Here is a 24,309-nt window from a genome sequence, read left to right as displayed (position 1 = left end):
GTTTGACGGGGATCGGCAGAACTCGGCTCTGCGAGCCTCAGACAGGCTGCCGCTCTTCTTCCCGCCAAACCTGCGCTACTCGCCCGCGTAAACGGGACGAAACCCAGTGCACACTCAATCCTTCAAGTATTTGGTCAACAGCCGCACTGCAACCGCATGCGGTGTTGCCTTGCGCTCTAAGAAAAACAGCGCTTTCAGTACAACTGATACGGTTTTTTTTGCCGGATCTGAGGCTGGTACGGCTCAGGCTGCCTGCGCATAGTGGCCGCCTTGATGATCTTGTGCGGGAGGCCTGCTGTTTGCGGGAACTGCCGCCTGCCGAGAGGTGAGCATGTACCACTACGATGAGTATGACCGGGCACTGGTTGCCGAGCGGGTCGCCCAGTTTCGTGATCAGATCAGCCGGCGCCTGAGCGGCGAACTGAGTGAGGAGGAGTTTTTGCCGCTGCGCCTGCAGAACGGTCTCTACCTGCAACGCCATGCCTACATGCTGCGAGTCGCCATACCCTATGGCACGCTGTCGGCCGATCAGCTGCGCGCGCTGGCGAGTGTTGCCCGCGACTTTGACCGCGGCTACGGCCACTTCACCACGCGTCAGAACATTCAGTTCAACTGGATCGAGCTGGAGCAGGTGGGCGACATTCTGGCCCGGCTGGCGGCGGTCGACATGCACGCGATTCAGACCTCCGGCAACTGTGTGCGCAATATCAGCACCGACGCCTTTGCCGGGGTGGCTGCCGATGAGGTGCTCGACCCGCGGCCGCTGGCCGAGATTCTGCGCCAGTGGTCGACGATCAATCCGGAGTTTCTCTACCTGCCGCGCAAGTTCAAGATTGCCCTGTGCTCGGCCAGTGAAGACCGTGCGGCGGTGATGATGCACGACATCGGGCTCTATCTGTACCGGGATGCCGCGGATGAGATGCTGTTCGACGTCATGGTCGGTGGCGGCCTGGGGCGTACGCCGATTCTGTCGCAGCCGATCCGTCGGGCGCTGCCCTGGCAGCATCTGTTGTCCTACGTCGAGGCGGTGCTGAGGGTCTATAACCGCCACGGCCGCCGGGACAACAAGTACAAGGCGCGCATCAAGATTCTGGTCAAGGCGCTGGGCATCGACGCTTTTGCCCGCGAGGTCGAGGCCGAATGGCAGCACATCAAGGATGGCCCCGCCGAGCTGACCCGCGCCGAGTATGAGCGCGTCGCCGCCAGCTTTCGGCCGCCGAGCTACCCGCCACAGCCAGCGGTGGATCTGGAATTTGGCAGCGCGCTGGCGCGCGACGCCGGGTTTGCCCGCTGGGTGCAGCGCAACACCCACGCACACAAGCAGCCGGGCTACGTGTCGGTCACGCTGTCGACCAAGCCCGGCGCCGACATGCCGCCCGGTGACGTGACTGCCGAACAGATGGAGCAGGTGGCGCTGATGGCCGACCGCTTCGGCTTCGGCGAGATTCGGGTCGCCCACGAACAGAATCTGGTGCTGCCGGATGTCGCCAAGGCAGACCTGTACGCGCTCTGGCAGCAGGCCTGCGAGTTCGGCCTGGCGACAGCCAATATCGGCCTGCTGACCGACGTGATTGCTTGCCCCGGCGGCGACTACTGTTCGCTGGCCAACGCCAAGTCCATTCCGGTGGCGCAGGCCATTCAGCAGCGTTTTGCCGACCTCGAGCTGCTGCAGGATCTGGGCGAGATCAGCCTGAATATTTCCGGCTGCATGAACGCCTGTGGTCATCATCACATTGGCAATATCGGCATTCTTGGCGTCGATAAAAACGGCAGCGAGTGGTACCAGCTCACCATTGGTGGGGCGCAGGGCAAGCTGAGCGCGCTGGGCAAGGTCATTGGCCCTGCCTTCAGTGCCGAGGACGTGCCCGAGGTGATTGCTCAACTGGCCGAGGTGTACCGCGAGCAGCGGCAGGGCACGGAGCGCTTTGTCGATACCGTCGCGCGTGTCGGTCTTGCCCCGTTCAAGGCGCGGGTGTATCCGGCGCAGGAGGTGCGCGCATGAACAATCTGATACGTCTCACCGAGCATGGGCCTGAACGGGTGAATGAGGACCTGTGGACGCTGGCGCTGACCGGAGAGGAGCCCGCCGATGGTCCCCGGATTCTCAGCCTGACCGCATGGCTGCAGTGCCAGCCGGAGTCGGTGTTGAGCGGGCAAGAACCCAGCGCGGACGCGGTCTGCCTGCAACCCGATGACGAGGCCGAGCGGCTGCAGCCCTATCTGGCGGTACTGCCGCTGATTGCCGTGCTGTTCCCGAGCTTTCGCGACGGCCGTGGCTACAGCCAGGCTTACCTGCTGCGGACCCGCATCGGCTGGACCGGCGAGCTGCGCGCGGTGGGGGATGTGCTGCGTGATCAGCTCAGCCACATGCGCCAGTGCGGCTTTGATGCCTTTGCCGTGCGCGAAGACAAGTCGGCCGAGGATGCCATCAAGGGGCTGAACGGCATGAGCGTGCTCTATGGGCGCTCGGCGATTGAGCCGCGGCCGCTGTTTCGTCGGCGGGCCAGCGAATGCTGAAGGGGCTGCTCTTGCTGGTGGTGATGCAGGCGATTGGTGCGTTGCTGCAGGCTGTCTGGTTGCCGATGCTGCCCGCGCCGGTCATCGGCTTGCTGCTGCTGTTGGCGTTGCTGGTGCTGCTGGGTCGGATTCCTGAGTGGCTGGAGCAGGCCAGCGCTGCGCTGCTGGGTTACCTGCCGCTGATGCTGGCGATTCCGGCGACCGGTATTCTGCTCGGCGGTGATGTGCTGCTGGCGCAACTGCCTGCGATTGGCGCGGGGTTGGTCGTGTCGCTGTTGCTGTGCATTCCGCTGTGCGGCGTACTGATGCAGCGGCTCATGACCGGGAGGCGGGAGGATGACTGACGCGCTGCTGCAGCTAGTCCATGCGCCACTGACCGCCATCGCGCTGACGCTGGCAGCTTTTGTGTTTGCGCTGTGGCTCTACCGACGCACCGGCTGGCTGGTGCTGCAGCCGGTATTGATCACCATGCTGCTGATCATTGCCGGTATCCGCCTGTTGCAGCTGGATTATGCCGCCTACCGTGAAGCTGTTGTGCCCATCGCCTGGTTGCTCGGGCCCACCACGGTCGCGCTGGCGGTGCCCCTGTATCGGAATTTGCGGCGTATTCGCGCCAATATCTGGCCGGTGCTGGTGACACTGCTGGTCGGTGGGAGCGCCAGCGTGGTGTTGACCTTGCTGGCCGCCTGGTTACTGGGAGCAGACCTGCCGGTGCTGATGACCCTGGCGACCAAATCGGTGACCATGCCGATTGCCATGCCGCTGGCCGAGCAACTGGGCGGGCTGGCGGCGCTGGCCGCCGTGCTGGTGATGTTGACCGGTGTATTGGGCACCGTCATGTTGCCGCTGTTGCTGAAGCTCGCCGGGGTCAATCACCCGGCGGCGCGAGGCATGGCCTACGGCATGAATGCGCATGCGGTGGGCACGGTCCGAGCGTTGGAGGAGGGCGATGAATGTGCGGCCTTTTCTGCGCTGGCGATGGGCGCGCTGGGTGTGCTGACCGCATTACTGCTCCCGGCTGCCGTGATCGGCTGGCACTGGTTGGGCGCTTTGAGCTGAATCGACTAGGCTCATCAGGAGTGTTCCGATCAATCAACGGAGGCGTAGGCGATGGGTATTGCGAACCACGAGTTGCATGGGGAGTTTCCCCAGTACAGCGATCTGATTGACCAACTGGCCGAGGCGGATGCCCACTTCAAAGAACTGTTGCACGAGTATGCCGGTCTGGATCGTGAGATCATGCGGCTGGAGAAGCGTGAATCCCCGGTGGAAGACACCACCTTTCAGCAGATGAAAAAGCAGCGTGCCCATCTCAAGGATCAACTGTACGGCCTCCTGTTGAAAGCGGCGCGCGACTGATCAGGCGCACGCCGCTTGCTGGCGGACCAGACTGCTTCAGGCCGCGAGCCAGCGCATCAGCAACGCGTACCGCAGATCGGCCAGCGGCGGCCGCGGAATACGCACCCGGTGGCCGTTCCCCGGTGCCACCTCAACGGCGTTGCCGTTACGGTCCTGCAGGGCTTCCAGCACAAAGCTGTGGTTGCCCTGCGGGGTCATCAGCTCCAGCTGGTCGCCGATGGCGAAACGATTTTTCACCTCGATTTCGATCCAGTCGCCATTTTCCCCGGCCAGTTCACCGACGAACTGATGCCGACTCATGCGTGAGGCGCCCTGTTCGTAGTTCTGATACACCCCGGGTGGGTGACGGCGGTAGAAGCCTTCTGTGTAGCCACGGTTGGCCAAGCTCTCCAGATCGTCCATCAGGCCGAGGTTGAATGGGCGACCGGCCACTGCGTCATCGATGGCCTGGCGGTAGACCTGCACCGTGCGGGCGACGTAGAAGTGTGACTTGGTTCGGCCCTCGATCTTCAGCGAATCCACGCCTATCTGCACAAAGCGCTCGACGTGCTGCACCGCGCGCAGGTCTTTGGAGTTCATGATGTAGGTGCCGTGCTCGTCTTCCTCGATTGCCATCGGCTCCTCGGGCTTGTCGTGCTGGGTGATGATCTGCACCGGCTGTGCGACTGGCTCGATATTGCCTTCGGCAGTTTCGACCGCGGGTTTTACGTCGTACTGCCAGCGGCAGGCGTTGGTGCACGCGCCCTGGTTGGCGTCGCGGTGGTTGAAGTAGCCGGACAGCAGGCAGCGCCCGGAGTAGGCGATGCACAGCGCGCCGTGCACGAACACCTCAAGGCCAACATCCGGGCAGCGCTGGCGGATTTCCTCGACCTCTTCCAGCGACAGCTCGCGCGACAGAATGATGCGCTCCAGCCCCAGCTGCTGCCAGAACTTGACCGTCGCCCAGTTCACCGCGTTGGCCTGGACCGAGAGGTGCACCGGCAGCTCCGGCCAGCGCTCGCGCACCAGCATGATCAGCCCCGGGTCCGACATGATCAGCGCGTCCGGCCCCATGGCCACTACCGGTTCGAGGTCGCGCAGATAGGTTGCTACCTTGCTGTTATGGGCGGCGATATTGCTGGCCAGATAGAATTTTTTGCCTTGTGCATGGGCTTCCTGAATGCCGGCTGCCAGGACCTCGGGATCGTGGAAATCGTTTTCGCGCACGCGCAGGCTGTAGCGCGGCTGGCCGGCATACACCGCGTCGGCGCCGTAGGCAAAGGCATAGCGCATGGCCTTGAGGGTGCCGGCCGGGGCCAGAAGTTCGGGAGCGTTGGGCATGATGATGTACCGCATGGTCGACAGAAAGTCGGCGAGCTTAGCCGAGCGCCGGAGTGCGGTTATTGATCGGGGTCAGCTGAGGACAGATAAGACGGGTTTTTGTGAAGCAGGGCAGAGGTCGTGTCGACGACCTCTGCAACATCGCATCAGCCGGGTTGCTGGGGCGGCGGGGGTGGCGGAGGCTGGATATCCGGGGATGCCGCCGGGCGGTTATTCGACTTGTCGTCGGCATCGGACCAGCCGGCACCAACGCCGAGGTCGAATTGGCCTATACCCAGGTTGTAGCCCAGGTTCAGATCGCCATAATAGCCGTCGCCGAGGTAGCCAATGCCGACATTCGGGCGCAATCCGCTGTTGCTGAACACATAGTCCATACCAATGCCGACCGTACCTTCGTTGGCCTCGTCGTCAGCGAAGGCCTTTATCCCGACTGCCAGACCCTGGCCGAATACATAGCTGATACCGACACCGTAGCCGAGATCGCTGGCGCTGGCTGTCGTCGGCATTACGCCGAGGGTGGTCGCAAGTACGGCTGCGCTGAGAGTAGTCCGTAGTGGAATCTTCATGCTGTCCTCCTTGGTTGGGCTTTTCAGTCTCTCGCCCGAGGCGTGCAATGGCAAGAAAATGGCAAATATTTTTTATGTTCGGCTCTTGGCCGCTTTATTGACACTTCCGGCCGGTTGGCGCTGGCCCGCTGATGGAGGACAATCTTGGGCTGCTTCAGCCTTCGCATGTCGAACATACAAGAGTCGCATATGGATATCAGCCTGGCCCGTACTTTTCTGGAAATCGTCCGCAGCGGCAGTCTGGTGGCGGCTGCAGAGCAACTGCATGTGACCCAGGCTGCGGTCACCGCCCGTATCCAGAGCCTGGAGTCGCAACTCAACTGCACGCTGTTTGTGCGCAACCGTGGGGGCGCGCGCCTGACTCCCGACGGTGAGCAGTTCGTTGCCTACGCCAATCGCATGGTGCAGGCCTGGGAGGCGGCCCAGCGTGACCTGCCGCTGCTCTGCGGTATCGACAACGTCTTGCATGTGGGGGCAGAGCCGAGCCTGTGCAATCCGTTGATGTTGCATTGGGTCAGTCTGCTGCGTCGGCGCCTGGGCAGTCAGGCTGTCCGGGCAGAGGTGGGCGATGGTGGGCAATTGCAGCGCAAGCTGGAGCAGGGCGCGCTCGACGCCGCTCTGGTTTTTCAGCCGACCTATTGGCCCGGGCTGCAGGTAGAGGAGCTGCTGGAAGAGAAGCTGATACAGGTTTGTCTGCCGAGTAACCCCGAGCCCTACATTTATATCGATTGGGGTGACGCCTTTCGGCAACAGCACGATCGAGCCTTGCCGGAACGGGCGCGCGCCGAGCTGAGTTTCAACCTGGGGCCTTTGGCGCTGCAGTATCTGCTCAGCTACGGTGGTGCCGGGTATTTTCGCACTCGGGTGGTGCAGAGTTATCTGGATAGCGGCGCCCTTGTGCGCGTCCCGCAGGCACCAGAATTCAGTTTTCCGACCTGGCTGGTTTATTCACGCGAGCGCGACAGCGACAGTCTTCAGCAGGCTCTGGACCTGTTGCGCGAGGCGGCACGCGGCGACCACGACTGGTCGCAGCGCTGGAATCCGGTATCAGCGGCCTAGCCGCGTTGGCCACAAAGACCACGTTGCAATGCGCCTATCAGGTCAGTCTGGGTGACCAGGCCCACCAGTCTGTCTCCGTCAAGCACCGGCAGAGCATGCAGACCGCGTTCGGACAGTAGTGGTACCAGATCGCCTATCGGTGCCTGCGCTGCGACCGCGGTAACTTGCGCGGTCATGATTTCGCTGACCGGCGTGCGATCGTTGGGCCTGCGGCGCACCAGCCGGAGACGCCTGCGATCCAGCACGCTGGCCAGATCAACCAGCGTCACGACACCTACCAGGCGCTGCTCGGCGTCGGTAACCGGCAGTACCTTCAAACGCATTGCTCCGAGCAGGTCGAGCGCATCACGCACGGTGGTTTCCGGGCTGATCAAGTGCAGCTCCCGGGTCATGATATCGGCAGCCTGCACGGCACCGACTCGTCTGCGCATCGCCGCCTGCTCTGCCTTTTCAATCAGTTGGCCGAGGTCCTCACGGGTCAGGTCGACAAAGCCGCCGAATCCCTCCAGTGCCTTGTCCAGGTCCTCCGTGGTAATGCCGCTGGATAGCGCGGGAGTACTGTCAGCAGCAGGGTGCATGTTGATCTGCGGTGCTGGGCGTTTGGGATAACGTAACCCGGTGAGGTTGTTGTAGAGCACCGCCATGGTCAGCAGCGACAGGGCGTTGAGCATCACCGGCAGAATGGCCCTTTCGCCTAGCGCCTGCAGTGCCGGCCCTGCCAGTACTACGCATAGAGCCACAGCGCCCCCGGGCGGATGCAGGCAGCGCAGCAGGAACATCGCCAGCACTGACAGTCCTACAGCAAGCGATGCCATCGGCAGGCTGTGCCCGCCCAGCTGGGCAACGGCGGTGGCCACCACGGCTGAGGTCAGGTAGCCGCCGAGAATTGACCATGGCTGGGCCAACGCACCGGATGGTACGGCAAACAACAGGATGGCAGAAGCGCCAACCGGGCCGATCAGCAGGGTCGCCACCGCCGTACCGAATACCTGTTGGCAGAGCCACACACTCAGGCTAAGGCCCAGGGCTGCGCCCAGGGTTGCGCGCAGCATTTCACGCGGATGAGTCGAGAGTTGGCCGCCGAGCAGCGGCGAGCCCTGCCGACTGGCGGGCAGGGAGACTTGGGTGTGGTTATTCATGGTCGTGGGCTTCAGGCAGCAGGGCAGTGTGAAAGGCCGGCTGGCCAGCGCCGCAACCAGAGCAGCAGGGGAGCCGCGGTTCGGTTTCGGGCGCTGGCAGGCAAGCGGGCACGAGTGTGCGGCGCGGCTTGCCTAAAGACAAATCAATAATAATTGAGCTTGAATTCGATAATTTTTATTTGATTGGCGTAGTGCAGCTGATTGCCAGCGCAGCAAAGCCTTCGAGTGTGCGCTCGACAAAGTGCTCGTCGCTGTTGTCTGCGGCGCCCGGCAGCAGTCCGTGTATGACCAGCGAGGTCAGTCCGTGGATGTAGGACCAGGCGGCGACAGACGCCTTGCGTACGTCAGAGCTGTCCAATGCTTGCCCAAGGGTCTCGGCCACCATGCGCTTGAGCTCGCCAAAGGCCGCCAGCCGTTCGCGCTGGAGTGCCGGAATCAGGGCTTCGTCGGTGAACTCCGGGCCAAACATCAATTGGTACAGCGCCGGATTGCTGCGAGCAAAGTGCAGGTAGGCGAGGCTGCCGGCGCGCACTCTGTCGAGCCCTGAGCCGTTGCTGCAGGCGCGTTGCAGCGCCGCTGCCAGCTCTGCAAAGCCCTGCGCGGCAAGATGGCTTATCAGTTCGTTGCGGTTCTGGAAGTGGTGATAGGCCGCTGTCGCGCTGACACCAACGCGCTCTGATACCGCACGTAGCGACAACTTGGTCGGGCCGACCTCTTCCAGCAGCGTGCGGGCCGCGGCCAGCAGTTGCGGGGCCAGATTGCCGACGTGGTAGGCGTCGCGGGAGCGGTTTGCGGGTTTTGCCATGGAGCCGATATCTCTGCTGCGGTGATGACGCTGTGGGCGCATCCTAGCATGGCGTCATCTTGACGTTGTTAAGATTGCGTCGTAACGTGCCCATTCACCGGTACTTGCACTGGCAAGTTGCCGGTTATTTTTTGGCTCGATCTTAACAATGATAAGTTTGCTGGTGTGGTGCCGGCGCCAAAGGAGAACTCCATGTCTGAACTGCAACTCCAACTCGCAGCGGCGGCCAGCCTTGAGCATTGGCACCGGATGGTTGAGCGCAATGACCTGAGCGATCTGCCCAGCCTGCTGGATGCCGGCGCGGTGTTTCGCTCGCCCATGGCGCATTCGCCGTATCCGGGCGCCGACGTGGTGGCGACGATCCTCGGCACGGTGCTGCAGGTGTTCGAGAACTTTACCTATCACCGCCAGTTGGCCACGGCCGATGGCTTGAATGTGGTGCTTGAGTTCAGCGCCGAGGTGAACGGTCGTCAGCTCAAGGGCATCGATATGGTGCGCTTCAACGAGGCCGGCAAGATTGTCGAGTTTGAAGTGATGGTACGGCCGATGAGCGGTTTGCAGGCGCTGGGGCAGGAGATGGGCAGTCGTCTGGCCAGCTATCTGGCGGCAGCCAAGGCGAGGGCGTGAGTCGGCGGGGCCTATGGCCCCGCGCACTCAGTAGTGATACCAGCGCAGCTGCAGGGCGAACTCCGTCTGCGGTGCGCTGAACTGGCTGAACTCGCGTGAGGCCTGCAGGCGCAGCCCCAGGTTGCGGCTCAGCTCCCATTGCTGGGCCAGGGCCAGGCTGCGGCGCACTTCACCGTTATCGAAGTAGTCGCTGCGGCCTTCTGCCAGCAGACTGCCGAGCGGGTTACGCCACAGCAGCCCCAGGTTGAAACCGGCAGCGGCGCTGAGCGGCGCGTCGAAGTCGCGGTGGTGTTCCAGCCGCAGGGTGGCCAGGCTGTAGCCGAGCACACTGTCCCACGGTTGCCAGGCAAAGCCGCCGCCGCCGTTGAGGTGCGGCACCAGCCGGTGGTTGCCGTTCTCGCCCGCGACCCGCTCCCAGCCGGTGGCGACCTGCCAGGACCACGGCTTGAGCAGTGCGCTGCGGGGTGTCAGCGAGCGGATGTTGACCAGCTCCAGTTGTTCCAGCTGCCAGTGATTGCCCTCGTACTGTCGCAGCCTGATGTCCCCCAGCTCGATTTGCGCACCGAGCGGGAAGCCTGCCAGATTGTCCGCCAGATCGTGGTAGGCCATACGCAACCCGTATTCGGCGAAGGCGCGGTCCTCACGGCTGCCTGCGGCGAGCTGCCAGGTGCGCGACTCGTGCCCAAACTCCGGATAGGTCGGCGTCTCTATGTTCAGCGCCGGTGGCGGGTTGCGATTGATGGCCTGCAGCAGGGCGTAGCTGTTGGCGGCATCGGCCGAGTCCCGTGCCTTGCCGCTGGCCTCGTAGCGCGCCAGCCGGTAAGCGGCTTCCTGAATCAGTGCCTGACGTTCGCGCGGCAACGCGGCAAAGGTGCTGCTCTGCAGTTGGGCGCTGTCGCCGGCGAGCCGGGTGACCCATCGTGCTTCGTCGGCGGTCAGGGGCGCGGCGCGGGCCAGCAGCTCGCGTTCGCGTGCAGGACGGTAGTTCACCTCGGTGATCAGCCCGGCCTCGCGCACCGCACGCACGGTATCGGCGGGGATGGCGGTCAGCGGGAACTGGTCGGTCAGGCGCAGCGAAGGTCGGGCAACTTCCAGCAGTTCGAGCAGCCGGAACGAGCAGTTCTCGTCAAAGAAGTAGTAGTCGAAGCGGACCTGCCTCAGCTCCCACACATGCTCGACCATGCGCGCGGTTTCTTCCGGGCTCAGATCAAGCTGGTATTCCCACAGGTCGCGGTTTTCCAGTCGGCTGTATTCGCTGATCTTGTCGCGATAGGGCAGCAGCGAGAACTGTCCGGGGTAGCCGCCGGCCAGGCCTTTCCAGGCGTAGAGCACGCCGTTGTCCATGTTCTCGACCATGGCCCCGAAGTTGAGTGCGTAGGTCAGCAGGCTGGTGCCGCTGCCGGCGGTCTCCGGTGAGTCGATCCGCAGCAGAGTGTGGCCGAACATCGATGACGGGCTGTTCAGGTAGGCGTCCGGAAACACCAGCACGGTGGAGTGCGGCGCGATGTCCTCGTACCACTCGTTGTACTCGCTGCAGTTCGGTGTCGGCAGGTCTTTCAGGTTCAGCTGTTCACGCAGCCAGCGGGTACGTGAGGGATAGCGGCATTGCACATGGTCGTTGCCCAGTGCAGCGCTGGCATACAGACCGTCGAGGGTCGCGCTCAGCTCGGCTGCGGGTGATTCGCCGCCGTTGCTGGCGAGGAAAAAGGCGTTGTCGTCTACATAGCTACGCCAGCCGCCCCAGCGAGCGGGTTGGTAGTGGCCCAGCGTCAGCCAGAAGCGATCACTGGCCAGGGCATCGCGCTGTTCTTGGGTGAGTTGTGGTTTGGCCTGCGCCTGCAGGCAGAGGCTGCCGAGCAGCAGGGGAACCAGACATCTGAGCATGGAGGCTCTCATTGGAGGGAGTCAGCACGGCACGCACAAAAACAGAAGGCCGGGCTTGCGCTCCGGCCTTCTGTCAGGCGTTGCGGCGATCAGGCCTGTTCGGCGTACTTGGCCAGAACGGCGTCCTGACGCATGACGCTCAGGGTGGCGGCGTGAACCTGCTCGGCAGTGACATCAGCGCTGGGGAAAATCTCGCTGAAGTGGGCGTGGGTGACGGCGGCGAAGTGGTCGCGATCTTCCGGCTGAATGCCCAGAACGACGGCGTAGGTGGTCAGCGCTTCGCCTTCACCGCGAGCGACGTCTTCGGACAGCTCGTTCATGATGCTGCCCAGAACCAGCATCGGTTTGCCGTTGTAAGCCAGACGACCGCTGGTATCACAGCCGTTGGTACCGGAGGTCATGCCGAAGGTGGCGTTACCGGAGGTACCGTTCGTGATGGAGGCTACCAGGTGGGAAGGCAGACCGCTCTGGCCTTCGAACAGCATGTTGCCCCAGCCGCAACCGGGGCCGCCCGGTGCAACTGCAAATGCGTTGAAAGAAGCGGCTGCGAAGAGCGTACCGATGAGAATCCGTTTCATATCTCAGGTTTCCGTTTTGTGGGTGTGGGTGGAATCTAGCAGCGCGACGCTTATGTTGCAATTTGCTGACGGTATGACGTTCGTTTAATGACAACGAGTTGGCCTATTTGCCCGGTGATGCCTGATACAGAGCGGTTCCGCTCTGGTCTTCGAATAACTGGGTGTCCATCGTCAGGTTAAAGTCGACAGGCGCGGGATCAGGTTCAGACGCTAGTCCATCTGAGTTATAGGTTTCGCTTGAAGCTACCACGTACCCTTTTCTGCAGGATGTTCGATGGCCATGGCAGGCATCCGGACCAGGGGGATGGTATATGAGCGCATGCAGGATTCGTTGCGCCTGGCTGGCTGCAGCCTGTGCAGCGATGGTATACCTCAGTGCAGCACACGCCGACTCATTGGAGGCGCAGCTGACGGGCAGCTATTGGCACGCGGCCCGTTCTGTATCGCTGTACGGGCAACCAGGCTACGTCTACGCCGACATGAAGTTTCATGCCGATGGCTACTGGACCCAGTTCTATCGCAGTTATATGCCGGGTTTGCCCGGCTGCCACCAGGTTGGAGACGAAGTGATCAGTGTTGGCCGCTGGCGCCTGGAGGGTGGTCACATAGTTATTATCGGGAGTCGCACCGGGGACCCCTTATGGACGAACTCTGCAACCTTGCGCTTTGTTGATGGTTACCTTGAGGTCGAGGACGGATTGGTGCGCTTCGAGCCAGCAACCTCGATTGCTGGTGGCTTCGGCTGTCAAGGTCTGCATCAACCCGTATTTGAAGAGCATGCCGGGTTCAGGATTTCACAGGAGTGACATAGCTAGTGACAATGGGAACAAGCAGCGCGCAGAAGTGCGCTCTGCTGATTGATGATCATGCGCTGTTCCGGGCCGGACTGGCCATGTTGCTGGCGCAGCATCCGCAGCTGGGCGAGCTGCTGGAAGCCGGGTCGGTTGCCGAAGCCAGACGTATCGAGCGCTCCGATGTGGCATTGATCATTCTGGATGTGTGCATGCCGGGCCTGAATGGCCTGGATGGAATCGCCCTGCTGCGACGGCAATTTCCGGCAGCCTCGGTATTGGTGCTGTCCGGTAACGATGACTTCGGCTGGCGCACCCAGGCACGGGAAAAGGGGGCTGATGGCTTTCTGAGCAAGGCTGCCGACGCCTACCAAATCGCTGCTGCAATCGACGCGCTGCTCGTTGGGGAGCAAAGCTGGAGTGATGCGGATAACACCGAGGTGAGCACTGGCGCCCCGGCGTTGACCGCGCGGCAGGTCGAGGTGCTCTGCTTGCTCGCCGAGGGGCGCTCAAACAAGGCTATTGCCCGAGAGCTGGGCATGGCTGAGAACACTGTGCGCGTCCACGTCTCGGCAATATTGGCCGCTCTGGGCGTCAGCAGTCGCACGGAGGCCGCGGTAGTCGCCCGCGTCCGGGGCATAATTCGTTGAGCGCACCGCGCAGCTCATACGTAATTGCGGGCGGCCGTGTTTCTGGTTGGTGATGGCACGATGATGCTCTATATTTCGGACTACTGCGTGCCGCCGCCTTGGTGATGCCGCGTGTCATCGTGACCTTGGGGAGGGGCGTGGCAGTGTCCGACGGATTGGCAGGGCAAATGCTTGCCCCTTGGCGCTTGCCCGAGGCGCGCCTGTTTAATGAGCAGGCCAAGCTCATTACCCAACACCTGCTCGGCGTAGGTATTGTTGGCGCCAGCATGCTGGGCCTGTTCTGTGCGTTGACTCTTTACTGGCTGTTCGATGACCGTACCGGGTTTTACTGGCTGGCCTGCAGCTGGGTGCTTAACGGCGCGACCTACGTCCTGCTGCGCAACGTCGTACATCGGACGATGACCGCGTCCCGTCGGTTCTGGCTGCTCGTGGGTGTATTTGCCAGTACCGGGATCATCTGGGGCGTTTTACCTCTGCTTATTCTGGATGCCAGCTCCCCCATCCCCTTGTTACTGATCATGGTGGTGATCATTACCCACGGAGCGGGCACCTTTGCCATCAATGCCTCCAGCATGCCGCTTTACTGCGCCTATATTTATCCAGCGGTAGCGCCGCTGATGATTGTCAGCCTGTTCAGCTCTGATCCGCTGATGCTCGGTCTGGGCGGTCTGTGTTTCATCTACCTGCTCTGCATGACCATGTTCGCCAGCGGCGCGCAACAGGCCGCCCGGCACAGTCTGCAATTGCAGTTCACCAACCTGGAACTGGTGGAGCAGCTCCGAGCGGAGTCCGAACAGCGTGAGCTGGCCCGTTCCGAAGCGGTCGCTGCAAACCGCGCCAAGTCCAGTTTTCTCGCTGCGGCCAGTCACGACCTGCGCCAGCCGCTGCACGCGCTTGGGCTGTTTCTGGAGGCGTTGGGGCGCAGCGGCATCAATGACCGTCAGCAGGAAATGCTCGACAACGCCGCCGCAGTGTCGGCGTCGGCCCGGCACATGCTCAATACCTTGCTGGATTACTCCCGGCTGGAAGCCGGCGTGATCGAACCGGCGCCCTGTGGGTTCCGGCTGCAGACGTTGTTCAGCAAACTGGAACGCGAGTTTGGTCCGCAGGCCGATGCCCAGGGGCTGGTCTATCGCTGCCGGGATACCGTACTGGCCGTCGATACCGATCCTTCACTGGTCGAGCTGATCCTGCGTAACCTGATCAGCAACGCGTTGCGTTATACAGAACAGGGCGGTGTGCTGGTAGCGTGTCGCAGGCGCGGTGCCATGGCGCATATCGAAGTCTGGGATACCGGCATTGGCATCGCCGAAGAAAACCGCCAAGCAGTCTTTCAGGAATTTTTCCAACTGGGTAACCCCGAGCGTGACCGACGCAAAGGGCTTGGCCTGGGGTTGGCCATTGTTCAGGGACTATGCAGTGCCCTGGGCGTCGAGCTGGAGCTGGCATCGGTGCCGGGCAAAGGCTCGGTATTTCGTCTGATCGTTCCGGTCGAGCAGGGCGGGGTCGTCAGCGACACCCGCGCGCTGGTCCGACCGCTGGCCAATTTCGATGGCGTCTCGGTGCTGGTGGTCGATGATGACGAAGCGATCCGCGTGGCAATGAGTGAGCTGCTGTCTTCCTGGGGCTGCCGCTGCCTGGTTGCCGACTCCGCCGCCAGCGCCCTGCAGGTGTGCAGCGCATTGCCCGATCTGCTGATTGTCGATTACCGGCTGCGTGACGGTCAGACCGGCGCTGATGTGATGGCAGCCCTGCGTGAGCGCCTCGGCGTCCTGCCGCCCACCTTTATCATTACCGGCGATACCGCCCCCGATCGCCTGCGTGAGGCGCAAAGCACCGGCGCCCTGTTGCTGCACAAGCCGGTGGATACAACACGCCTGCACGACGCGATCAGCCGGGCGTTGGGAGCGCACTTGGCAGCTAGGTGAACACGGGGGCAACTGACAGACATTTGGCCGACCATAACCAGTCGCCTGTCAGATTCGTAACTGGTGGGACGCCCCGATATCTATTCGGTGCTCTCGGGAGGTCGGCGCGTCAGTCTCAAGAGACAGCGAAACATTCGCTGGCGACCAGCTTACAGGTGAAGCTGCGATGCTCAATTTCAGCGTGCTCATTTACCCGCCCGGCAATTTAAGCTTGCGTGGGAGACACGCAGGGGATACACGACGCGCAATGCGGTTTGGATTTGCCGGGGAGCGTGTAGATACAAGAAAGCCCGCACGGGGCGGGCTTTCAGGGGGTGTTTTCAGTCATGTGGGTACATGTGAAAACTTGCATTTGGTGGGCCGGGGTAATCTGAACAGGTTCTGTATCTTTTTGAAAGATATTTGTTTTTCTCGGTTCAAGTTTTCCATGGAATACCTTTTGGAATCCGTATCCACCTGCTTGTCGAGGGTCTCGGTTTTTAGGCCCATGAGCCTCAATGCTTACAATCTTTAACCTATCTCATCTCCATCGGGATCTAGGCGCGACTTCTGTCCCGCCACCCCAGGATAATGCAGGGCAGTTCAGGGTGCGCTCTCTTGGATCATCATGCGATATCCCACACCGGCTTCGGTGCGTATGTAGAAGGGCTCGGCCGGGTCATCACCCAGTTTCTGGCGTAAATGGCTGACCACGATACGCAGGTAGTGACTATCTTCCTTGTGCTGCGGCCCCCAGATCTCCTGCAGCAGTTGGGTTTGGGTGATCACGCAGTTGGGCGACCGGGCCAGCATGGCCAATACCGCATATTCTTTGGGGGTGAGATCGATTTTTTCGCCGGCCAGCGTCACCCAGCGTTTACCAAGGTTGATATGGAGATGGCCGTCATCCAGTACCACGGGTGAATCTGGCTTGATGTGGTCGCGAACGTTGGCGCGAATACGCGCGAGGAGCTCTTCAACACTGAAGGGCTTGGTGACGTAATCCTGTGCCCCTGCGTCCAGGGCCTGAACTTTTTCCCGGTCGCCGCTGCGTACCGACAGTACGATAACCGGCGCTTTCGACCAGGTGCGCAGTTCTTTCAGCACGGCGTGGCCATCCATACCTGGCAGCCCTAAGTCCAGCACCACAAGGTCCGGCTGCTGACGGGCAATCGCGACCAATCCGGATTCTCCGTCTTCTGCTTCGGTCACATCGTAACCTTCGCTTTTCAGGGCGATACGTAACATGCGCCTGATCGAGGCTTCATCGTCCACAATGACAATCTTGATACTCACGGTCTAGGTTATTCCTGGTCGCTTGGGGAGGCCGTGAGCGGCAAATCTAACGGCAGCTCCACGACAAAGCGGGTACCTTGGTGTTTGGTTCCTTCCGTCGCCTGCACGCTGCCACCATGGGCACCGATCATGCCTCGACAGATCGCCAACCCCATCCCCGTGTTCTGTTTTTTCTTGTCGCCGTCGGCAACGACAAAGAACATATCAAAGATCTTTTCTCGCAGCGCTTGCGGGATACCGGGGCCACGGTCTTCGATGGCGATGGTACAGCGCTTGTCGCTGGTTTTAATGGCAACGTCAATTTTTTCATTGGCGGGTGTAAAGCGCGCGGCATTCTCCAGAATGTTAAACAGGGCTTGTTCAATCAATGCCGCATGCACATACAACACAGGTGCTGTGTCCGGAAAGTGCGTCTCGGTTTGTACGCCGGGGTAGTAACGCTTGAGGCGTGACAATGCGCTGCCTACGATATCGGCGATCGACACCCAGTCGCGCTCGATCTTCAGTGTGCCGTACCCCAGCCGCGTCATATCCAGCAGATTCTGGATATAGCTGTCCAAGCGACGACTCTCCTGCAAGATAGTGTCCTCCAGCTCCTTCCGATCCTGGGGCTCGAGTTGCTGATCCAGCAACTGCAGACTCTCGGCCGCGCCCATCATCGCCGCTAACGGTGATTTGAGATCGTGGGAAACCGACGACAGCAGCGCTGAGCGCAGTTGTTCCACCTCGGTTTTGACGCGTGCTGCTTCCAGCTCGCGGACCAGTTGTGTCCGTCGCCAGGTGTCGGCGCCCTGGTTCACAATGGCCGTGATCAGGGTCTTGTCGCCAGGCGCGAGAATCGTGGCTGAGTCCGGAAACTTGAGGGCAGCACAGGCGATGCACTGATCGTCCTTGCTGACCGGAAATAACGTCCATTCGGACGCATTCAATGTGTCACTGAAACGGCCGGAGATTTGCTGATTGCGCGTGGTCCAGTCAATGGCTGCCTGATCGACGGGCGTGAAGGGGCGTGTCGGTCGTGGCCAGGCTTCGCCCTGCGTAGGCACGATGACGCATTCCACCGGCAAGGATTCCGCAATGACCTTTTGCATCCCTCGCCAGATAGCCTTGGGGTCTTCGGCGATGGAGAGCTGTTGCCCCAGCAGCCGCATGGCTTCGGAGTAGCGGTTGGCGTCGCGCAGCAAGATAAATTGCCGACGAATCCGGGAGGCCGCGGGGCCGCAAGCAAAGGCGATGACCAGCAAGAAAAACAGTGTGGCCACGTCTTCCTGACGGGTGACATGGAAGGTGTAGCGCGGGTCCGTGAAAAAAAAGTTGAAGCTCAGAAACGCCATGAGCGACGCAGTGATCGCAGGCCGCCAGCCATGCCGCAGCGCGGCGGCAATCACTGCCAGCACATACACCAGCACCAGCGTGGTATTGGCCACTAGCTCCAGAGGAATCGCCACCGCGGTGGCGACCATCACCGCCAAGGCGGCAAAGCCGTGAGCGCGCCAGGATCCCAAAGGCGCAGTGCCGGCGGGCAGTGCCTGTGCGGGTTGACGGGAGGCGGCGTCCGGTGGGCGAATGACTGAGACTTCCAAGGGCAGGCCGGACTCGACCAGCTGCTGATACAGCCGTTTACGCCAGAAGCGCAACCGGCCTCGCTTGCCGGCCCCCACCAGAACAGTGTTGATCCGATGCTCCCGGATAAACGGCACTATGGTCTGGTAGGTGCTGGGGCCGCGCAGCGTCTCCGTCTCGGCGCCCAGGTCGCGGGCCAGTGAAAAGGCCGACTGCAGGCGCAGCGAAGACTGGCGGCTGGCTACGCGCCCTGTATCGACCCACACCACGGTCCAGGGCGTTTTGCGCCGGTCGGCAATGTGACGGGCAATGCGGATCAGATACTCGTGATCGGTGTTCTGGCTCACCAGGACCAGGAGCTTTTCCTGAATGGCGAAAGCCCGCCCGTTGGCATCGGCCTGCAACTCGGTGGTCAGCTTCGCATCCACGCGCTCCATCACTTCGCGCATGGCCAGCTCCCGCAAGGCTGTGAGGTTGGCCGGGGAAAAGAAGGAATCCAATGCTGAGCGGGCATACTCCGGGAGGTAAATCTTGCCTTGCTGCAAACGCTCGATCAGGGTCGCCGGGGGCAAATCGATGAAAATGATCTCGTGAGCATCATCCACAAACTGATCCGGTACGGTTTCGCGCACCCGAACGTTGGTGATCTGCAGCACCAGATCGTTGAGACTGGCCAGGTGCTGAATGTTGACGGTGGTGTAGACATCGATCCCGGCACTGAGCAGCTCGGCAATATCCTGATACCGGCGTTTATGACGACTGCCGGGCACATTGGTATGCGCCAGCTCATCCACCAATATCAGTTGCGGATGTCGCGCTAGCGCCGCGTCCAGGTCGAATTCTGTCAGGGTGGTGTTGTGGTAGTCGATTGCCGTACGCGGCAACACGTCCATGTTGTCCAGCATGGACTCGGTGGCGCTGCGCCCATGGGTTTCCACCAGGCCCACGAGCACATTTACGCCCTCCTGCTGCCGCTCGCGGGCCGCGCTGAGCATGGCGTAGGTCTTGCCGACACCCGGTGCCGCACCGAGAAAGACCGTGAGCCGACCGCTCTCTTTGTCCTTGATGCGCTGCAACAGCGCGTCAGCATGACCAGACCGCTCATCCATGCTGCGTTCCCCTGCGTGTCATGGTCGTTACCGGGCCCTTTGTTACGGCAGTAAATGCGCTGGGTATCTGCATGTCGCTGTGTTTTTAACCCTTATTGATGATCTTTTGCATTATTAGCGAGGTCGTCAAGCGCGAGGTTTAGCAATAGAACATTCACCCGTGTCTGCCCAAACAGGCCCCATTGAGGTCCTTGAACCTGCTGCTCGATGGCAGCCAGGACGGCTTGTTCTGGCAGGCCCCGAGCGGCGGCTACACGGGGAGCCTGAAGGCGTGCCGCCGCTGGGGAAATATCGGGATCCAGGCCTGCGCCCGACGCGGCCAGCAGTTCCACTGGGATGTTATCGGCACTGACGCCTTCTTTGGCTTGAATCCGCGCACTGTCGCCCATCGCCCGCTCTCGCAACGCGGGGTTGCTGGGTGCCAGATTACTGCCCCCCGTCGCGGTTGGATCGTAGTTGGCCGCGCTGGGACGGCCATAAAAATACGCCTCGCCTGCAAACGCTTGGCCGACAAGGCGAGAGCCAACAATCTGGCCGTTACGCTCGATCAAACTACCCGTCGCCTGTTGGGGAAAGAGCAGGCCGCCCAGAAAGGTGGCAACGCCGGTGTAGCCAAGACCGCACAGCACCAGGAAGAGTACGGCGGCACGCAGCGCCGTCAGTAGCTGGCTCGATATCGATGGGGTACGGAACAAATCAGTCGTCATGGAGTATTCCTCAACTCAGGGTCAGCTCAAACAGTTAAAGCACAAGGCTCAGTAGGACATCGATTACCTTGATCGCCACGAAGGGCAGCGCGACACCGCCCAAACCATAGACAAGCATGTTGTTGCGCAGCAGCCTTTCCGCCGTCATGGGGCGTAGCTTCACTCCGCGCAGGGCCAGCGGAATCAGCGCCGGGATAATGAGCGCGTTAAAGATCAAGGCGGCCAGCACGGCGCTGATCGGGCTGTGCAGCCCCATGAAATCCAGCGCGGCAATGGCGGGCAGCGCACCGGCAAACACTGCCGGGATGATGGCGAAATATTTGGCGACATCATTGGCCAGCGAGAAGGTGGTCAGCGCGCCTCGGGTTATCAACAGCTGCTTGCCCACTTCCACCACCGCCAGCAGCTTGGCCGGGTCGGAATCCAGGTCCACCATGTTTCCTGCTTCGCGGGCGGCTTGGGTACCGGAGTTCATGGCCAGCCCCACATCCGCCTGAGCCAGCGCCGGGGCATCGTTGGTGCCGTCACCGACCATCGCCACCAGACGTCCCTTGGCCTGTTCAGCGCGGATCAGGTTGAGCTTGTCTTCGGGTTTGGCCTCGGCAACAAAGTCATCCACACCGGCTTCCGCCGCGATGACACCGGCGGTGACGGGGTTGTCGCCGGTGACCATGACGGTACGAACGCCAAGCGCTCGCAGGCGCGCAAAGCGCTCTGCAACCCCCGGCTTGATCACATCGGTGAGGGCGATCACACCGAGAATCTGTGCATCGGTGGCGACGACCAGCGGTGTGCCTCCGCTCTGCGCGACCTCTTTGACAAGCGCTTTCAGATCGTCTGGGATGCGAATGTCGCGGGCGTCAGCCCAGGCCGTGATCGCGTCGCTGGCCCCTTTGACGAAGGTGGTGCCGTCGGCCAGGGTAATGCCCGATAAACGGGTCTCTGCGGAAAAGGGGATGTAGTCTGCGCTGACCGGGCGCTCGGGTACCCGATACCCTTCACGTTCCGCCAGCTCCAGTACGGACTTGCCTTCCGGCGTCGGATCTTCATAAGACGTCAACACGGCGGCGTTGACCAGATCCACCACAGGCGTATTGCCTGCCGACATAAACCGGGTGGCCTGGCGATCACCGAAGGTGATAGTGCCGGTCTTGTCGAGCAGCAATGTATCGACATCCCCCGCGACTTCCACGGCTTTGCCGGACTTGGCCACCACATTCGCCGCCAGTGCCCGGTTCATGCCGGCAATCCCGATGGCGGGCAAGAGCCCACCGATGGTTGTGGGTATCAGGCACACCAGCAGGGCGATCAGCATGGTGTAGTCCAGGCTCACGCCCATGAAATGCGCCATCGGCGGCAGGGTGACAACAACCAGAATAAAGACCATGGTCAGCGCCGCGAGCAGCACGGTCAAAGCCATTTCATTCGGCGTTTTCTGACGCTGTGCGCCTTCGACCAAACCAATCATGCGGTCCAGGAAGCTGTGGCCGGGGTCTGCAGTCACCTCAAACTCGAACTCACCGGACAGCACCTTGGTGCCACCAATCACGCCACAATGGTCGCCACCGGCTTCCCGGAGTACAGCCGCCGACTCACCGGTGACTGCCGACTCGTTGATGGTGGCCACGCCTTTTACTATTTCGCCATCGGCGGGTACGTACTCGCCCTGAACGACGCGCACTCGATCACCCTTACGCAGAAGATCCGCATCGACGTTCTCTTCATTCCCGTTCTTGATGCGCCGGGCTTTGAGCGCGCGTTTGGCTGAGCGCAAGCTATCCGCCTGGCCACGCCCGCGCGCTTCAGCGACCGATTCGGCAAAGTTGGCGAACCACACGGTGAACAGCAACAACAGGGTGGTTGTCAATTCAAACCCGAAGGGCTGGCCGGCAAATAGGCGCTGGACGGTGAAAAAGGCAGTGATGACGGTGCCTATCAGCACAACAAACATCACCGGGTTGGTTGCTGCTGCTTTTGGCGTCAGCTTCTTGAAGGCCAGCCACGCTGCAGCACGCAGGACCGTCTTGTCCAACAGGTTGGGAGATTGTTTTTGCATAACCTTACTCCTGACTCACAAGCGGGGAGGACAACTCAAGGCCTTCACCAATAGGCCCCAGGACTGCCGAAGGCAGGAACGAAAGGAAGTTGAGGATCAGAATCACCGCAATCAGAGTGGCGCCAAAGGTGACGCTTTCGAGTCGCAGGGTGCTATTGGATGCAGGCGTCACACGCTTGCTGGCAAGCCAGCCGGCAACCATTAAAGGCAGGACCATGGGAAGGTAGCGGCCGAGCAGCAATGCCAGCACGCAGGTCAGGTTCCACCAGGGTGTGTCGTCTCCCAGCCCCTCGAAACCGGAGCCGTTGTTGGCAAAGGCTGAGGTGTATTCATAGAACACCTGGGAAATACCGTGGAAGCCCGGGTTGCTGTTTTGCGCCAGCCCTGGCACACCCACGGTAATGGCAGTGAGGCCCAGGATCACAAAGGTCGGCAGCACTATTAACGCGCCCAGCGCGGTAATTTCTCGGGTTTCGATCTTGCGGCCAAAAATCTCGGGTGTGCGGCCAATCATCAAGCCTGACAGGAAGACCGCGATCCAGACGTACACGATGAAGTTTATGAAACCGACGCCCACGCCGCCCCAGATGGCGTTGATGAGCATTCCCGCGCGAGTTACTAGGCCACCGAGAGGGTTGAAAGAGTCGTGCATGGCGTTGACAGAGCCATTCGATGTTTGCGTGGTGAAGGTGCCCCACAGCGCGGACAGTTCGGGGCCAAATCGCAGCTCTTTACCCTCCATGTTGGAGCCATCGGCACTCAGGCCGGCAAAGGCTGCATTGGGTTGCACTTCGCTGTAGACCGTCGCCGCAATAAGGACAATGCTCATCACGCCCATGACCGCCAGCGACATCACTGCAAAGCGGCGGCGATGCAGCAGAAAGCCCGTCATAAAAACAATCGACATCGGAATAAGGACAAGGGCGACGGTCTCGATGGCGTTGCTAACCGGCGTTGGATTTTCCAGCGGATTGCTGCTGTTGGGGCCGTACCAGCCTCCACCGTTAGTGCCAAGCTGCTTGATCGCCACCATGGGCGCCACCGGACCTACCGGAATTACCTGCTCGCGCATCTCGGCCGCAGTATCCAATGGTTGCGCCACCTGAGCGCCTTGATAGGTGCTCGGTACGCCCTGCCAGGTCAGCAGCAATGACGTCACCAGCGCCACGGGTAGCGCCACCCGCAGCACGCCACGTACAAGGTCAACATAGAAGTTGCCGAGGTCACGTGGCTCGCCTTCTTTGGCACTGTCTGCGTTGCGACCGCCAAACATACCCCGCAATATCGCCACGCAGGCGGCCAGGCCGGTCATTGGGGTCACCACCTGGAGGGTCACAATAAGGAAGCCTTGTGACAGATAGCTCAACTGAGCCTGCCCCGAGTAATGTTGCTGATTGGTATTGGTGAGGAAGGACACCGCTGTATGCAGCGCCAGGTCCCACGACAGAGGGCCGATATTGTCGGGGTTCATCGGCAACAGATGCTGGAACAGCAGGATGAGATAGGCGACTCCCCCCAGCACAAGGTTGCAAAAAAGCAAAGCCCAAACATAGGTCTTCCAGGTCATGCCCTGCAGCGGGTTCACCCCGATGAGTCGGTATGTGATGCGCTCAAGCGGGCCAAACAGCCGGTCGCTGACATGCGGCTCGCCAGAGAAGACCCCAGCCATATAGAGTCCCAATGGCCAGGCTAGCCCCAAGGCAAGGACGAAAATTAATGCAACTTCAAACATGGCTACCCCTCCCTAGAACTTCTCCGGTGCGAGCATGACGGCTCCCAGGTAGATAATCAGTGCCAGTGACACCAGCAACAGCACGGTACTCATAGCGAACTACTCCACGGTTAGGTCGTGCAGTCAGCGTAGGAAGGGGAGGGGTAAAGGCTCTAGATTGCGAGAGTCGCTGGGCGTAAATTTTTTGTATGGTTTATTGAAAAGCAGCCCGAATCGGCCGCGGAGGGCGCTGTTTAACGCAGTCCCGGAACGGGGCCTGTGTTAGGTGATCACTTGAGCTGTATAGGTTGACGCTCGCTTCTTGATCTCGGTTTCGTTGCTTCTATTTCTGGCATTGCCTTTTTATGAATCATTTCTCTCTAGGTCGCTAGTCAGGGGCAGCGATTGTGAGGGTTCCGGCGATACTGATTTGGCTCCGGCTCTTGCCGCTATACGCGCCGACTTCCCGCATATCCGCCTTGGTGTGATCTTGCCTCACCGTCAGATCGACGGAGCTATCGTGCGTAACCCGCCGGGGTCGCTAAGGCGTGATTCTGATTGGATGAGAACCTATATCTCTGGCTCTGAGCTTGCAGCGCACCAGCTACCTCCTAAGGTTCCGTTGCCGAGGAAACCGGCAATCGTGAAGCCTGATTACTGGTAAG

Annotated in this window: 22 protein-coding genes; 10 read left to right on the top strand and 12 right to left on the bottom strand. The window is 61.2% G+C overall.

Going from position 1 to position 24,309, the window contains the following annotated elements:
• Window positions 1-331: 331 nt before the first annotated feature.
• From B7O88_RS15340 to B7O88_RS15320, 5 genes are read left to right on the top strand one after another with little or no spacing between them, the layout of a single operon-like run.
• On the top strand, window positions 332-2,002 hold the full coding sequence (locus tag B7O88_RS15340; protein WP_088277235.1) for a nitrite/sulfite reductase: 1,671 nt from the start codon (window positions 332-334) through the stop codon (window positions 2,000-2,002).
• The gene (locus B7O88_RS15335; RefSeq protein WP_088277233.1) at window positions 1,999-2,517 is read left to right on the top strand and encodes a DUF934 domain-containing protein; all 519 of its coding nucleotides are present in this window, start codon (window positions 1,999-2,001) and stop codon (window positions 2,515-2,517) included. The genes B7O88_RS15340 and B7O88_RS15335 overlap by 4 nt, the downstream gene beginning before the upstream one ends.
• Window positions 2,511-2,861: a CidA/LrgA family protein gene (locus B7O88_RS15330; RefSeq protein ID WP_088277231.1), complete on the top strand. Its 351-nt coding sequence runs from the start codon at window positions 2,511-2,513 to the stop codon at window positions 2,859-2,861. Before B7O88_RS15335 ends, B7O88_RS15330 begins: the two co-directional genes overlap by 7 nt.
• A complete protein-coding gene (locus B7O88_RS15325; protein WP_088277229.1) occupies window positions 2,854-3,576 on the top strand; it encodes an LrgB family protein in 723 nt (240 codons plus the stop codon). Before B7O88_RS15330 ends, B7O88_RS15325 begins: the two co-directional genes overlap by 8 nt.
• Before the next feature lie 51 nt (window positions 3,577-3,627).
• Window positions 3,628-3,876, top strand: coding sequence for a YdcH family protein (locus tag B7O88_RS15320; protein WP_088277227.1), 249 nt, complete (start codon window positions 3,628-3,630; stop codon window positions 3,874-3,876).
• A gap of 36 nt (window positions 3,877-3,912) precedes the next feature.
• Here the strand turns inward: B7O88_RS15320 and trhP are convergent, their stop codons facing one another.
• Both trhP and B7O88_RS15310 read right to left on the bottom strand, forming a co-directional pair.
• Window positions 3,913-5,196 carry a prephenate-dependent tRNA uridine(34) hydroxylase TrhP gene (gene trhP, locus B7O88_RS15315; RefSeq protein WP_088277322.1) on the bottom strand — a complete coding sequence of 428 codons (1,284 nt, stop codon included), beginning with the start codon at window positions 5,194-5,196 and terminating at the stop codon, window positions 3,913-3,915.
• Between the two features lie 146 nt (window positions 5,197-5,342).
• Window positions 5,343-5,762, bottom strand: coding sequence for a hypothetical protein (locus B7O88_RS15310; RefSeq protein ID WP_088277225.1), 420 nt, complete (start codon window positions 5,760-5,762; stop codon window positions 5,343-5,345).
• Window positions 5,763-5,951: 189 nt separating this feature from the next.
• On the opposite strand from B7O88_RS15310, the gene B7O88_RS15305 reads away from it, so the two are divergent.
• Window positions 5,952-6,821 carry a LysR family transcriptional regulator gene (locus B7O88_RS15305; protein WP_088277223.1) on the top strand — a complete coding sequence of 290 codons (870 nt, stop codon included), beginning with the start codon at window positions 5,952-5,954 and terminating at the stop codon, window positions 6,819-6,821.
• Here B7O88_RS15305 and B7O88_RS15300 read toward each other — a convergent pair.
• Both B7O88_RS15300 and B7O88_RS15295 read right to left on the bottom strand, forming a co-directional pair.
• Window positions 6,818-7,960 (bottom strand): HPP family protein, encoded by a 1,143-nt coding sequence (locus tag B7O88_RS15300; RefSeq protein ID WP_088277221.1) that lies wholly within the window; start codon window positions 7,958-7,960, stop codon window positions 6,818-6,820. The genes B7O88_RS15305 and B7O88_RS15300 overlap by 4 nt on opposite strands.
• Window positions 7,961-8,135: 175 nt before the next feature.
• A complete protein-coding gene (locus B7O88_RS15295; protein WP_088277219.1) occupies window positions 8,136-8,765 on the bottom strand; it encodes a TetR/AcrR family transcriptional regulator in 630 nt (209 codons plus the stop codon).
• Between the two features lie 192 nt (window positions 8,766-8,957).
• Here B7O88_RS15295 and B7O88_RS15290 point away from each other — a divergent pair, with 192 nt between their 5' ends.
• Window positions 8,958-9,392 (top strand): nuclear transport factor 2 family protein, encoded by a 435-nt coding sequence (locus B7O88_RS15290; protein ID WP_088277217.1) that lies wholly within the window; start codon window positions 8,958-8,960, stop codon window positions 9,390-9,392.
• Between the two features lie 27 nt (window positions 9,393-9,419).
• Here B7O88_RS15290 and B7O88_RS15285 read toward each other — a convergent pair whose 3' ends face one another.
• Both B7O88_RS15285 and B7O88_RS15280 read right to left on the bottom strand, forming a co-directional pair.
• Window positions 9,420-11,276, bottom strand: coding sequence for an Lnb N-terminal periplasmic domain-containing protein (locus B7O88_RS15285; protein ID WP_088277215.1), 1,857 nt, complete (start codon window positions 11,274-11,276; stop codon window positions 9,420-9,422).
• Window positions 11,277-11,365: 89 nt separating this feature from the next.
• Window positions 11,366-11,854: a DUF3015 domain-containing protein gene (locus B7O88_RS15280; RefSeq protein ID WP_088277213.1), complete on the bottom strand. Its 489-nt coding sequence runs from the start codon at window positions 11,852-11,854 to the stop codon at window positions 11,366-11,368.
• A gap of 362 nt (window positions 11,855-12,216) precedes the next feature.
• On the opposite strand from B7O88_RS15280, the gene B7O88_RS15275 reads away from it, so the two are divergent.
• The 3 genes from B7O88_RS15275 to B7O88_RS15265 all read left to right on the top strand — a co-directional run bounded on the left by B7O88_RS15275 (window position 12,217) and on the right by B7O88_RS15265 (window position 15,223).
• Entirely contained in the window at window positions 12,217-12,660 is a 444-nt protein-coding gene (locus B7O88_RS15275; protein ID WP_088277211.1) for a hypothetical protein, read from the top strand.
• 14 nt (window positions 12,661-12,674) lie between these two features.
• Complete coding sequence (locus B7O88_RS15270) at window positions 12,675-13,295, top strand: response regulator (RefSeq protein ID WP_088277209.1); 621 nt, start codon at window positions 12,675-12,677, stop codon at window positions 13,293-13,295.
• Between the two features lie 167 nt (window positions 13,296-13,462).
• Complete coding sequence (locus B7O88_RS15265) at window positions 13,463-15,223, top strand: ATP-binding response regulator (RefSeq protein WP_160003200.1); 1,761 nt, start codon at window positions 13,463-13,465, stop codon at window positions 15,221-15,223.
• A gap of 582 nt (window positions 15,224-15,805) precedes the next feature.
• Here the strand turns inward: B7O88_RS15265 and B7O88_RS15260 are convergent.
• The 6 genes from B7O88_RS15260 to B7O88_RS18335 form a co-directional block, all read right to left on the bottom strand.
• On the bottom strand, window positions 15,806-16,450 hold the full coding sequence (locus tag B7O88_RS15260) for a response regulator (RefSeq protein ID WP_200818476.1): 645 nt from the start codon (window positions 16,448-16,450) through the stop codon (window positions 15,806-15,808).
• 56 nt (window positions 16,451-16,506) lie between these two features.
• Entirely contained in the window at window positions 16,507-19,170 is a 2,664-nt protein-coding gene (locus B7O88_RS15255) for a sensor histidine kinase (protein WP_088277203.1), read from the bottom strand.
• A 92-nt stretch (window positions 19,171-19,262) separates the two neighbouring features.
• Window positions 19,263-19,877, bottom strand: a complete 615-nt coding sequence (gene kdpC / locus B7O88_RS15250; RefSeq protein WP_088277201.1) for a potassium-transporting ATPase subunit KdpC — start codon at window positions 19,875-19,877, stop codon at window positions 19,263-19,265.
• Window positions 19,878-19,911: 34 nt separating this feature from the next.
• On the bottom strand, window positions 19,912-21,933 hold the full coding sequence (kdpB, locus tag B7O88_RS15245; RefSeq protein WP_088277199.1) for a potassium-transporting ATPase subunit KdpB: 2,022 nt from the start codon (window positions 21,931-21,933) through the stop codon (window positions 19,912-19,914).
• 4 nt (window positions 21,934-21,937) lie between these two features.
• Window positions 21,938-23,665, bottom strand: coding sequence for a potassium-transporting ATPase subunit KdpA (kdpA, locus tag B7O88_RS15240; protein WP_088277197.1), 1,728 nt, complete (start codon window positions 23,663-23,665; stop codon window positions 21,938-21,940).
• A gap of 12 nt (window positions 23,666-23,677) precedes the next feature.
• Window positions 23,678-23,758, bottom strand: coding sequence for a potassium-transporting ATPase subunit F (locus B7O88_RS18335; protein ID WP_088277195.1), 81 nt, complete (start codon window positions 23,756-23,758; stop codon window positions 23,678-23,680).
• Window positions 23,759-24,309 lie beyond the last annotated feature (551 nt).

This window comes from Halopseudomonas aestusnigri (assembly GCF_002197985.1).
GTDB classification, from domain to species: domain Bacteria; phylum Pseudomonadota; class Gammaproteobacteria; order Pseudomonadales; family Pseudomonadaceae; genus Halopseudomonas; species Halopseudomonas aestusnigri.
Note: the sequence above shows the minus strand (reverse complement) of the source record. Positions and strands in the feature narration are given on the sequence as shown.